This is a genomic window from Streptomyces argenteolus (assembly GCF_042902585.1).
GTDB lineage: Bacteria > Actinomycetota > Actinomycetes > Streptomycetales > Streptomycetaceae > Streptomyces > Streptomyces argenteolus.
On sequence record NZ_JBIBEG010000010.1, the window covers coordinates 105312 to 117290 of the forward strand.

Sequence of the window (11979 nt, forward strand, 5' to 3'; positions counted from 1 at the left end):
GTGGTCGAGAGAGCGGCGTCCTGGCTTGCGGGCTGCCGCCGACTCCACCCTCACTCCGCACGCACGGCCGAGCAGTTCCCCGCCTTCGTCGGCGTCACGGCGCTCCTGACCGTATCGACGTCTCGACAAGCGGATCAGACCGAGAAACCGGTGAGCCGAGGCCGGGCTTCCTCACGTCCGAAGGTCAGCACCTTCACCAGCACGTCGCGCATCTCGTCCATGCTCTCGGCCGGCACGTCGAGCACCGCCTCGATCTTCGCGTCCTCCAGCTCCAGATCGTCCAGGCAGTCGGGGTCCAGCGACACCGTGAGCAAGGTCCCTGCCAGATCCACCTCGCGGACACAGCCATAAGCCGTGCACTGGTCCGGGGTCATCACGCAGTACGTGTCCAGCCCGAGCGAGATGTCCTGTGCAGACGGCTCATCGACAGCGCTCGTGAACAGGAGGAAGAAGCCCTCGTCCTCCTCCGCGACGCCGGCCTGCATCTCGCCGTCGACGTCGACCTCGGCCGCAACCGCACGGGCGGTGAACCTGTATGTCATATGCCGGTTCTACCAGCACCCACGAAGTGCTCGGATGGCGGCGGTGCAGGCATCGGCTTCCGACAAGCCCTCTCCGGCCGCCCGGACACAGGACCGGGTCGATCGCGCACCGCGACCGGTCCAGCTCGCCCCGGGCCCCCAGTCCGTCCAGGACCACACGGTGGAGCCTGGCCCACACCCGGTCACGACTCCACCGGGAGAACCGCCGGAAGACCGTCCGCCGAGCCGGGCCGAACCCCGCCATGCACAGCTCGACGAACCATCAAGCCGTGGGAAACGGCCCCAAGGGGCCGTAGTGCCATGTGAACGCGCGTCTCCATGAGGGGAGTTGGCCGGAACTGTCCGATGGAAGCCCTCCGTGCGTGACAGTGCTCCCGCGCCTCCTTACAGTGACCTTCCCACGTCTCACGCGTTCTCGGGATTGCCCGGCGCCGACCACCCGGTGGCGGCGCATGCCGCACGGAGAAGAGAAGACGTGTACGAGGTGGTCAGCAGGCTGGGGGACCGATGATCATCACCGAGCAGTCGCGCGCCGCCACGGAAGAGGTCGTCCGGAGCGATCAGACGCTGCTGGGCCAGGAGGGCGAGAGCTCTCGTCCCGGCAGTGATCCGCACGCGGAGCAGCACACGACGGTCCTGTCCGATGAGGCCAAGACGGCCGCCGCACGGATCGTCCCCGTACAGCCCCTGGACAATCTGCCGGCCTCCTCGAAGCAGCCCTTCGTCGGCCGCACCGAAGCCCTCGCGCGGCTGGCCGCCTCCCTGGCCGACGGCGGCGGGGTCATCACCCAGAAGTCGACGACCACGGTGAGCGGTCTGGGCGGCATCGGCAAGACGGCACTGGCCCTGCACTACGCGCACGCACGCCGCGACGAGTACACCCTCGTCTGGTGGATCACCTCCGAGAGCGAGGAGCAGATCGCCTCGGGACTCGCCGATCTCGCGCTGACCCTGTACCCGGACTGGGCCCGGCGGGCCACTCCCGTGGAGCGCACCGAGTGGGCTCTGGTCTGGCTGGAGGAGCACCCCAGCTGGCTTCTCATCTACGACAACGTCGAACGCCCCGAGCACCTCACGCCGTTCCTCGGCCGGCTGCTCTCCCGTGGCCACCAGCTGGTGACCAGCAGATGCCGTACGGGCTGGCCGGAGGGCGCAGAGCTGATCAGCCTCGACGTGCTCAGCCACCAGGCGGCCGTGGACCTGCTGTGTGCACCGGCGGCGGGCCAGGACGGGGCGGGGCCCGTCCCGGCGGGGCGCACTCCGGCCGACCGCGCCCAGGCGGAACTGCTCGCGGACGACCTGGGCTATCTGCCCCTGGCCCTCGCCCAGGCGCGCGCCTATCTGCGGGAGACCAGGACCGGGTTCGCCGCGTACCGGACGAAACTGACCCACAAGGCGGAGGTCGGTCTCAGCGGTGACAGCGCGGCGGCCCGCGCGGTCGCCCGGATCTGCCGCACCAGCCTGGAGGCCATCCGGACCCGGCATCCGCTGGCGGTTTCGATGCTCCACACGCTGGCCTGGTACGCCCCCGAGGCCCTTCCGCTCGCCGTGCTCAAGCACATGGAGGGCAGCCCGAAAGAGACGGACGCGGCCCTTCAGGCGCTGAGGAACTACCACCTCGTCACCATGGGGCCCGCCGGGATCGCACTGCACCGGCTGCTCCAGCGGACGTTACGGGAGGCGGCGGCCACCCAGGTGCCGGACGCCCGGGGACGCGCGGAGCGGGCCCTGGCCGCCGCGGTGACCGCGGCGCCGGACGGCGTACGGCCCTTCCTCACCCACATCCAGGCGCTGGCGGCCACGGGAACGGCCGAGGACGCCGAGGCGGACGCCGGACTGGTCGCCATGTACCGCCAGGGCGCCGAGGAGCTCGTCGCCCGCGAGCAGCACGTGCTGGCCATCCCGCTGATGCAGAGGGTCGTCGACTGCGGTACGCGTCTGCTGGGCATCGACCGCGAGCCCATGCTCGGCCACCGCGACCGCCTCGCCGAACTCCACGCGAAGGCGGGCGACCCGGTCGCGGCCGTCAGCCTCTGCAAGGACCTCTTCCTCGACCGTACGGCGGTCTCCGGTCCCGAGGCGCCGGAGACCCTGGCCAGCCGCGAACGGCTTGCGTACGCCTACCGCAAGGCCGGTGAGGTGATGCGCGCGGTCAGGGAGCTGCAGGCGGTCGTCACCATCCGACTGCGCGTGCAGGACCCGGACCACGAGGACACGCTCCGCAGCCGCAACGACCTGGCGTACGCCCTCCAGACCGCCGGACGTCACGTGGACGCGGTCAGGGAGTTCGAGGCGGTCGTGGCCGACCGTGAACGCATCCTGAGCCCGCAGCACAAGGACACCCTCACCAGCCGCACCAACCTGGCCTACGCCTACCGGTCGGCCGGCGACCACGCGACGGCGCTGCGGCTGTACGCGCAGGCGGTGGAGGACCGGAGCTCCGTGCACGGCCCCGACCACCCCGACACCCTCACCAGCCGTGGCTGGCTGGCCAGCGCGCACCTGGCGGCGGAGAACCCGAAGGCCGCCGTCGGGATCTACACCGAGGTGGTGAGCGCCCGGACCCGCGTGCAGGGGGCGGATCACCCGGACACCCTGCGCAGCAGACAGGACCTCGCCTACGCCGTCGTGGACGCCGACGGCCCCGACGCCGCCCTGCCCTCGTTCGAGTCGCTGGCCAAGGACAGCGCGCGTGCGCAGGGCCCCGACCACCCCGCGACGCTGGACTACCGCAACGACATCGCCGTGGTGCACCGGCTCCGGGAGGACCACGCCCAGGCGACCGCCTGCTACGACGCGGTGATCTCGGACTACACCAGGGTCCGGGGGGAGTTCCATCAGGACACCCTGCGCGCCCGTGGGGCCCTCGCCTACACCCTTCAGCTGTCCGGGGACCTGCACCGCGCCCTGGAGGAGCGCCGGAAGCTCGTCGCCGACCGGACCAGGGTCCAGGGCAGGGACCATCCGGCGACCCTCACGGCGCGCGGGGGCCTGGCCAACACCCTGCGCGCGGCGACCGAGTTCAAGGACGCCATCAGGCTGCTCACGCAGGTCCTGGACGACCGGACCAAACTGCTCGGACCGGAGCACCCGCACGTCCTGGGGACCCGCGAGCTCCTCGCCTTCACCCTCCAGGACGACGGACGGCACCCCCGGGCGGTCGAGGAACTGCGGAGCCTGCTGGCCGACATGGAGGGGTTCCTGCGGCCCGACCATCCACGCATCCTCGCGGTCCGGCGCTCCCTGGCCGAGCTGTACGCGGCGGAACGCCGTCACCCCGACGCCGTGCGTGCCTACCGCGCGCTGATCGAGGACCACACGCGGGTGCACGGCCGGGACCATCCGCGGACCCTGCACATCCGCGAACGGCTCGGCGTGGCTCACCACGCGGCCTCCGAGTTCGACCAGTCGCTCGCGATGCTCGAGGACCTCGTCGCCGACCGGACCCGCGCGCAGGGCCCTCGTCATCCGCAGACCCTGGGCACCCGCGACCTGCACGCGTGGGTCCTGCGGTCCGCCGGCCGTCACGACCGGGCGATCGCGGAGTGCGAGCGGCTGGTGGAGGAGCGGACGCGGCTGCTGGGCCCGGAGGCGCCCGCGACGCTGGACACGCGCAACTGGCTGGCGCTGTCCCACCTGGGTGCGGACGATCACCGCACGGCCGTCGAGGTGTTCACCCAGCTGCTCGGCACCCGCCGCCGGCTGCTGGGGGACGAGGCGCCTGCGACCCTGCTGGTCACCGAGAACCTGGCGGACACCCATTCCGCCGCCCAGAACCACCAGCAGGCCATCCTCCTGTACGAGGAGGCGGTCGCCGCGTGGAGCCGGGCCTGGGGGCCCGGTCATCAGCGCACCCTGTCCGCCCGGCGTGACCTCGCTCTGGCCCAGCGGGCTGCCGGACGGCACGAGTCCTCCCTGTCCACCCTCATGGCCGTGCTGGAGAAGCAGGCGGAGCGCGGCGGGGACGACCACCCCGGCGCACTCGGCATCCGGCTCGACATCGTGGCCGGGCACATCGCGGCCGGAAACCACCTCCTGGCCGAGGAGCTGGCCGGTCCCCTGGTCGACGACTACGTGCGGGTGCGGGGCCGGGACCACACCGACACGCTGAACGCGCGCTCCTGGCTGCTCTACGCGTGGACGAGATCCGGCCAGGTCCGGCGTGCCGTCGACGGGCTCCGGTCCCTCCTGGAGGACCGCGTGAGGCTTCAGGGGCAGGCGCACGTCGCGGCGATCAACACGCGCGCCATGCTCGCGTTCGCCTTCGAGGCGACGGAGGACTACGAACAGGCCATCGCCCTCGGCGAGTCGGTGGTGGCGGACCGGACCCGCGTACAGGGCGCGTCGCATTCCGAGACCCTGGCCGCCCGCGCCGTCCTGGCCCGGCACCGCGAGCTCGCCGGTGACCGCGGCGGAGCCCTTCTCGTTCTGTCGCGGCTCCTCGCGGACCACGAGCGCCTCCTGGGACCGGAGCACACCGACACGCTCGAGGTGCGCGACGACCTCGTCTGGGTCCTGCTGGGCGGTTCCACGGCCCGGGAGGGCCTGCGCGCGGCCCGGCACCTGGTGACCGTGTGCTCCCGCGCGCTGGGCGCGGACCATCCGCGTACGCTCGGCGCCCGCGCCCGGCTCGCCCACACCCACACGTACGCCGGGGACCTCCGCCAGGGGCTGCGGCTCCGCGAGGATCTCGTGCGGGACTACGGCAGGGTGCTCGGCGCGGACCACGCCTCGACCCTCCTCGCACGCCTGAAGCTCGCCTCCTCCCTCCGGCAGGTGGGCGAGCGGCAGCGGGCCGTACGGCACCTGCTCGACCTGGTCGCCGACAGCGACCGGATCCGGGGCGCTGACCACGTCGCGACCGTGGCCTGCCGCTCGAACCTGGCCTTCGCCATCTGGGAGACCGGCGACCTCGCATGGGCCCTCCCCGTGCTGGAGGAACTGCTCAAGCAGTGCGAGGAGGTCCTGCCCGAGGAGCACGAGTGGACCTCCCACGTCCGGGGCAACGTGGCCTGGATACTGGCCGATTCGGGGCTGACGGACCGCGCGGTGCACCTGGCGCGACGGACGGCGGAGGAAGCCGTACGTCTCTTCGGCGCGGGTCACCGCCGTGCCTGGGGCCCGTCGGCGGTCCTGGGGCACACGCTGCTGCAGGCGGGGGAACCCGGCGAGGCCAGGAGGGTGCTGGAGAGCCTGCTCCACGACGTGAGCCGGCGGCTGCCCGGCTCCGACTGGCCGCGGGACATCGGCGAACTCGTGCGGGTGCATCAGCGGGCGGCGGACCTCGAACCCTCCGGGGATCCCGGCACCGAGGGGTTCGCCCCGGGGGCCCTGGCGTCCGGTCAGGAGCTCCTGCGGCTGCGCCTGGTGGTCGAGTTCTACGCCGAACGCCGGGGTGCCCGCCTGCCGAGCCTTCCCGTCGAACTCTCCCGGGCGCTCTCCGACCTGGAGCACCGCGCGGAGGCCGTCACCTTGTTGCGGGCCGTGCACGCGGGCCGTTCCCGGGTGCTGGGGCCCGACCATCCGGACACCCTGGAGAGCTACGCGGAACTGGTGCTCGCCCGCCTGGAGACCGACGACCCCGTCAGCCCCGGCCGGCAGGAGGACCTGCTGCGCCGCTGGGAACGGGTCTTCGGCGCGGACCACCCCGACACCGGGGAACTGCGCTGGCGGCTGCGCACGGCACGGCCGGCCTGGCAGCCGAGACTCACGCTCCTGGAGGACGCCGCGGTCGGCGTCACGTCGTCCGTCGAGGTGCGTCTGGAGCGGCAGGCGGACGTGCCGGCACCCGAGCTGGACCGCATCGAGGTGGTGGCGGACTGCCGTACGGACGCGGTGGTCCTCCCCGCCGTGGTGGAGTACACCCCCGGTGGCCCGCCCGCCGTGTTCTCCTTCACCCCACGGGAACGCGGAGCGCACAAGCTCCGTTTCACCCTGTACGACCACGCGTCCGGGCTCGCGCTCCAGGAACTGGAGACCGCGGTCCACGTGCCCGATGCCGGAGAGCGCGGCAGCGCGCGCGAGCAGGGGAGCGACTGACCCGGATGGCACAGGAACTCACCGTCGAGATAGTGCGCAACCCGTCGTCCGGGTACACGGTCCCCCCGCCCCGCGGCGAGCGGGACCCGGCCGCCAGCGGGCACCGGGACCTGCGCATCCTGCTGCGCCACGCGGAGCGCGACGGCCTGACCGTCACCGCCTTCGCCTCGTGGCTCCCTCCGCGGGAACAGTGGCGGGGCGCACGCCTGGAGACGACACCTCAGACCCTGGTCAGCAAGGCCGGTACGCTGCGCTTCGAATGGAAGCGTCTGGTCGTGGACCACATCGACGACAGTCCCGGACCGGGGATGCGGATCGGGGGGCGCCCCCTGTCGGAGCAGACCGATCTGACCGGCCACTCGGCCCTGGTCGAGACCCTGGTGAAGAATCTCGCCGAAGAGGGCTTCGACGTGCTCGACGTCATGCTCGACGGCAACGACCCCGGTCTGCGGAGCTTCCGGGCGTTCCTCCTGGACACCCTGGCGCAGGAGGAGAACCTGCGCATCAGCTTCGATTCGGACCTGCCTCTGCCCTGGCCCATGCTGGCCGTGGACCCGTCGCGCTGCGCGGATCCGTGGGACGCCTTCCTCGGTCACCGGCACCAGGTCGAACAGGCCAGTCCCGCCTACTCCTGGGTGGAGCAGATGGCGCTGGAACCGCGCCGCCGCGCGGTCACCAGCCTGAACACCGACACCACTCTCGACCGGGTCGGCCGTGCGTCGGACGTGCGGGACCTCCTGGACAGCCGTTCCCACCTCACCGTCCGCACCCGGGCGGAGGATCTGCTGGACGCCCTCAACAACGAGGTGCTGCCGGAGGACCTGATGTACTTCTGGTGCCACGGGACGTTCATGGACGAGGGCACCCCCGACCGGCGTCTGGTCATCAAGCTGTCCGACGCGGACCTGATCGACAGTGCCAAGGTGCGCCGCAGGCGCAGGCCCCTGCGGGGCAGGCCCCAGCGCTTCAAGCCCTTCGTCCTGCTCAACGCCTGCCACACCGGCCAGGCGGCGACCGGCACGCATGTCGACCATCTCGGGGCGGCCCTGATCGACCTCGGCGCGGACGGCGTCCTCGGCCCGCAGATCGAGATACCGCAGGTCTTCGCGTCGGAGTACGCCTACTCCTTCCTGGAGATGTATCTGACGGGACTGCACACCGCGGGCGAGATCAGCCAGATCCTGGTCAGGGCCTTCGCCACGAAGTTCCGCAACCCCCTCGCGCTCACCTACTCGCTGCACTGCGGCCTCCACAGCCGGCTGGACCTGGCCTCGTGACCGCCGCCGACGCGCTCCCCCGCACGGTCCCGGAACCGGTCGTGGTCGATCTGGACGAGCAGGGGCGGCTACGGACCCCGGAGGGGGTGCCCGTGCCGGTAGGCCAGGTCGCCGCCCATCTGGCGAGGCGGCTGCGGATTCCCCCCTGGGCGACGGACATCCACGTCTACGTGCACGGCTGGCGGACGCCTCCCGCGACCGCCGCGCGCAACGCGACGAAACTGCTCGGCCAGGCCGTGCGCCTGCGGGCGGACCGCCCCGGCCTCTACCCCGGGCTGGCGGACGCCTACCGGCCCTGGAGCGTCGTGGTGCGCTGGCCGTCCTCCAGCCGTCCGACCCTGGGCGGCTACCGCCTGATCCGGGACCGGGCGCACGCGATGAGCGCCGACGGCGCCGGCCACGCCCCGTACGTCATCGGGCACCTGCTCGGATACCTCGACGCCGAACGGGCCGATCCGCACGCCTCCGCCGTGCTCGCCAACCGCAACGGCCAGTACCTGCACCTGGTGGGCCATTCGTTCGGCGGCCGGTTCCTGTGCGAGGCCGTTCAGCGCGCCGCGGAGCCTCCTCCTGTCCTCTCGTGGAGCACTCCGTACGACTCCCGGCGGCCCTTCACCGTCGACAGTGCGCTGATCTTCCAGATGGCGGCGCCACGGGACGCCTTCGTCCGGCAGTTCGCCGCACTCTTCCCGTCCCCCGGACATCCCGGCGCCCCGCTCCGGGGGCCACTCGTGCTGACCCACTCGCGCTGGGACCGGGCCACCGGTTTCTGGCACCTGCGGGCCGAAGGCGAACCGGGCATCGGTCACTCGGGAGCGGGGCCCGCTCCCGTTGCGCAGTTCTCGACCAGGCTGCTCGCTCCGGAAGCGCCCTATCCCCAGGACGTCCTGGACCACCGCGTCGTCAACGTCAACGCGGACCGCGTCTACCGGGGCAGCCGCCTCACCCGCCTCTCCCCCGCGGGCGCGCACTCCGACTTCCTGCGCCCCGAGTCCGCCCACCTGCTGCTCACCCTGGCGGAGCGCTCACGCTGATCCGGCGGATGGACGCGCTCGCCCCCGCCCACCGGGGTGCGGGCGGTGCACGGGCACCGGCCCGGCGGGCGACCGCGCGGCGGCGGCCTGCGGGACCTGACCGCCGCTCACCACGCCTCCGCGTCCTCCGCCTCCCCGGGACCGGGCCGGTCCGTGTTCCGGGCGGGCCCGGCACGGGAGGAGCGCAGCCGGGTCGCGAGCAGAGGAAGGAGGAGTACGGAGATCATCGCGGCGCCCACCAGCGAGGCGGCCCGTTCCGTGTCGAGGATCTTCTGGTCCACACCGATGGTCGTGACCGCGACGACGAGCGGCAGGCACGTCGAGGCGAACAGTGCGAGCGCCAGCCGGTCCGTACGGTGCAGGTCCTTCGGAGCGAGGACGTACACCGGTCCGCCTCGTACGAGCAGGCACAGCAGCAGGAACACCGGAATCAGCAGCAGGGACACCGGGTTGTCGAGCAGCGCGTCGAGGTCGAACTCGATGCCCGTGACCACGTAGAACAGCGGGACGAGGAAGCCGAACCCCATGGCCTCCACCTTGCCCAGGACCTCTTCGCTGCTGACCGGGTCCGACCGGTGCAGGACGAGGCGCGTCAGGACACCGGCGGCGAACGCACCCAGCAGCACGTCGAGGCCGAAGACCTCGGCGAGGCCGAGCATGCAGGCCAGCAGCAGCATGACGAACCGGACCGCGAACTGCCCGCTGCTGTGCAGGGTCCGCTCGGTCAGCCGGCCGAACCAGGCCGGGCGCGGGCGGAGCGCCCAGAAGACGGCCGCGGCGGTGATCGCACCGAACGCGATCAGCAGGGCGGCCGATTCGGCGGGCCTGCGTCCGCTGAGCAGCAGCGCCATGGCCACGACGGGGCCGAACTCCCCGACCGCTCCGAACGCCGACACGACCGTCCCGAAGCGGCCGTTCAGCTCACCCCGGTCCCTGAGCATCGGCAGGATCGTGCCGAGCGCCGTACTGGTCAGCGCGGTGCCGACGACAAAGGCCTCGAACAGCTCGCCCTCGCTGATCAGGAAGCCCAGCCCGATGCCGAGGACGAGCGAGACCGGCCAGGCCCACAGGGAGCGGCGCAGCGTGTCGCCACGGACGGCGGCGAACTCGATCTCGTAGCCCGCCAGGAAGATCAGCATGGACAGCCCGAGGTCGGCCAGGGTGTCGACGACGTCGTCGGGGTGCGCCCAGCCCAGCACCTGCGGGCCGATGAGGACGCCGAGGGCGATCTCGAAGATGACCAGCGGCACACGGACCCGGCGCCCTGTGACATGGACGAGCAGCGGCGCCAGCACGGCTGCGGCCAGGATGAGGATGAGGGTGCCGGGATGGGACATGGGCAGCCGCCGCTCGCCGGGTCAGGGGGTGACGACGGAGAAGCCGGGCATCGTGGTCTCCCTCGCGGACGTCATGCGGAGGCCGGAGCCGTGTCGGCACCTCCGGCGACCGCCACTCTCGCCTGCCGAGGCTGCCGGGACGACCGGATGTGGGCCGTACGGAGGAACAGGTGCACCCCCGGGTGGCCCGCTCGCCCCCCGTCGGCCGGCCGGACGCCGGAACACCACCTCGGCGCCCGGCAGCCTCTGTGGTCCCCGCCGTGGCGGCGCCCGTGTCCCCGGCGCGGCGACCGGCCACGACGTCCGCTCGCCGTCCCTGACGAACAGGCCCCCCTCACCCGTCCGTTGCCACCCGCCGTCCACCGTCGCCGCGACGGCCCTCAGACGACGTCGAATTCATTGCCCTCGGGGTCCTGCATGGCGGCGGCGTGGAGTCCCGAGTCCGGATCGTCCCTGATCCGCAGCACGGTGGCACCGGCCTCGACCAGCCGCTCCACGGTGGCCTGGACCCGCTGGACGCGGACGTCCCGCGGGACGTCGCGTCCCCCTCCGACCTTCAGGTCGAAGTGCCACCGGTTCTTGGCGGCCTTCGGCTCGGGAACCTGCTGGAACCAGACCCTCGGCCCGCGCCCGGCGGGGTCGATGATCGATTCCGCGAGGTCCCCCGCACCGGGCGGCAACTCCTCCTCGGGGACCCCCGCGCTCGCCCAGTAGGCACGCCAGGTGGCGTGCCCGGCCGGCGGGGGCTCAGGCACGTAGCCCAGGGCTTCGGCCCAGAAGCTCACCATCGTCCGCGGATCGGAACAGTCGATCGTCAGCTGCACGGTCATCTCCATGCCCGGAGCATCCCAGGCGGGTCCGACAGCGGACCGGCTCCCGCCGGGAGGGGCTCGCCGTCCGTCCGGCCCTCCCGCGTGTGAGGGTGCCGTTCGGGCCGCTCACCCCTCGACACCGGTGGAGGTGTGCGGGGCACCGACGGGCTTGGACTCCGGGGACCCGCGCTGGCGCAGGTAGACGGAGAGGATGGCCATGGAGGCGACGGCCAGGAGCTCGGACTGCCAGTTCTGCAGGCTCCGGCTCCAGAAGTCCGCCGACCCGATGTACTGCGTCCAGCCCATGGGGGCTTGGAGCCGCCTCAGCTGTTCCGCGTTGTAGGCCGCGACGCCCGCGACGGACTGGGCCAGCCAGGACAGCAGGAAGATCCCGGCCATCACCAGACCGAGCGACCGGGAGAACACGGCCTGGCGCGCCCCGCCCACCCCGGCCCAGCGCGGCGATCCCTCGCGGGCGTGGGCACCGGCCCACTGTTCCTCGTCCGATTCGGTGCCGGCCTTGTGCATCTCCTTCGACTCCGGCGAACCACGCTGGAGCAGCCAGACCGTGGCGAAGATGTACAGGAAGAACTGCAGGTATTCCGACTGCCAGTTCTCCGTCACATCCACCGCGAAGTCCGAGGTCGTCAGGTAGTCGAGGAAGCCGACCCGCGCCAGACCGTCGGTGATGAGCTGGTTGTTGAACTCCGCGCACCCCGCGACGGCCTGCCCGGCGAGCGCCAGCAGGAAAGCGCCGCCGAAGCCGAGACTCATCCCGTTGTCCCGCACGAACCGGCGCAAGCTGCGTTCCATCGAGGTCTCACCCCTCCCTCTGGCCGAGGACGCCCTGGAGCGGCGGGCGGGTGGCGGTCATCGCTGCATCAGCCCCACCGCGATGAAGTAGGCCAGACCGCCCAGTACGACGATCAGACAGAGCG

The 11979-nt window shown here is 72.2% G+C and carries 8 protein-coding genes and 1 pseudogene; 4 read left to right on the forward strand and 5 right to left on the reverse strand.

Translation table 11 applies throughout. The annotated features are described in order from the left end of the window. Positions 1–134 precede the first annotated feature (134 nt). Complete coding sequence (locus tag ACFY8O_RS29085) at positions 135–542, reverse strand: Imm10 family immunity protein (RefSeq protein WP_387907518.1); 408 nt, start codon at positions 540–542, stop codon at positions 135–137. 91 nt (positions 543–633) lie between these two features. Then, a pseudogene (locus tag ACFY8O_RS29090) lies at positions 634–759 on the reverse strand (IS5/IS1182 family transposase); the annotation flags it as partial. A 290-nt stretch (positions 760–1049) separates the two neighbouring features. Here ACFY8O_RS29090 and fxsT point away from each other — a divergent pair. The 3 genes from fxsT to ACFY8O_RS29105 are packed head-to-tail and all read left to right on the forward strand — an operon-like array spanning position 1050 to position 8892. Further along, the gene (gene fxsT, locus ACFY8O_RS29095) at positions 1050–6581 is read left to right on the forward strand and encodes an FxSxx-COOH system tetratricopeptide repeat protein (protein ID WP_387907520.1); all 5532 of its coding nucleotides are present in this window, start codon (positions 1050–1052) and stop codon (positions 6579–6581) included. 5 nt (positions 6582–6586) lie between these two features. Further along, positions 6587–7858, forward strand: coding sequence for a CHAT domain-containing protein (locus tag ACFY8O_RS29100; RefSeq protein WP_387907522.1), 1272 nt, complete (start codon positions 6587–6589; stop codon positions 7856–7858). Next, a complete protein-coding gene (locus tag ACFY8O_RS29105) occupies positions 7855–8892 on the forward strand; it encodes a hypothetical protein (protein WP_387907525.1) in 1038 nt (345 codons plus the stop codon). The genes ACFY8O_RS29100 and ACFY8O_RS29105 overlap by 4 nt, the downstream gene beginning before the upstream one ends. 107 nt (positions 8893–8999) lie before the next feature. Here the strand turns inward: ACFY8O_RS29105 and ACFY8O_RS29110 are convergent, their stop codons facing one another. From ACFY8O_RS29110 to ACFY8O_RS29120, 3 genes are all read right to left on the reverse strand, one after another. Continuing rightward, positions 9000–10229 carry a cation:proton antiporter gene (locus ACFY8O_RS29110; RefSeq protein WP_387907526.1) on the reverse strand — a complete coding sequence of 410 codons (1230 nt, stop codon included), beginning with the start codon at positions 10227–10229 and terminating at the stop codon, positions 9000–9002. A 380-nt stretch (positions 10230–10609) separates the two neighbouring features. Beyond that, on the reverse strand, positions 10610–11065 hold the full coding sequence (locus ACFY8O_RS29115) for a VOC family protein (protein WP_387907528.1): 456 nt from the start codon (positions 11063–11065) through the stop codon (positions 10610–10612). A 102-nt stretch (positions 11066–11167) separates the two neighbouring features. Next, complete coding sequence (locus ACFY8O_RS29120) at positions 11168–11815, reverse strand: DUF6766 family protein (RefSeq protein ID WP_387907530.1); 648 nt, start codon at positions 11813–11815, stop codon at positions 11168–11170. A gap of 4 nt (positions 11816–11819) precedes the next feature. Here ACFY8O_RS29120 and ACFY8O_RS29125 point away from each other — a divergent pair, with 4 nt between their 5' ends. Beyond that, complete coding sequence (locus ACFY8O_RS29125) at positions 11820–11945, forward strand: hypothetical protein (protein ID WP_387907533.1); 126 nt, start codon at positions 11820–11822, stop codon at positions 11943–11945. Positions 11946–11979 lie beyond the last annotated feature (34 nt).

What these genes read in the sequence shown, in the direction of transcription:
- ACFY8O_RS29085 (WP_387907518.1), bottom strand. Translation starts at nt 542, where the DNA reads ATGACATACAGGTTCACCGCCCGTGCGGTTGCGGCCGAGGTCGACGTC.
- fxsT (WP_387907520.1), top strand. Translation starts at nt 1,050, where the DNA reads ATGATCATCACCGAGCAGTCGCGCGCCGCCACGGAAGAGGTCGTCCGG.
- ACFY8O_RS29100 (WP_387907522.1), top strand. Translation starts at nt 6,587, where the DNA reads ATGGCACAGGAACTCACCGTCGAGATAGTGCGCAACCCGTCGTCCGGG.
- ACFY8O_RS29110 (WP_387907526.1), bottom strand. Translation starts at nt 10,229, where the DNA reads ATGTCCCATCCCGGCACCCTCATCCTCATCCTGGCCGCAGCCGTGCTG.
- ACFY8O_RS29115 (WP_387907528.1), bottom strand. Translation starts at nt 11,065, where the DNA reads ATGGAGATGACCGTGCAGCTGACGATCGACTGTTCCGATCCGCGGACG.
- ACFY8O_RS29120 (WP_387907530.1), bottom strand. Translation starts at nt 11,815, where the DNA reads ATGAGTCTCGGCTTCGGCGGCGCTTTCCTGCTGGCGCTCGCCGGGCAG.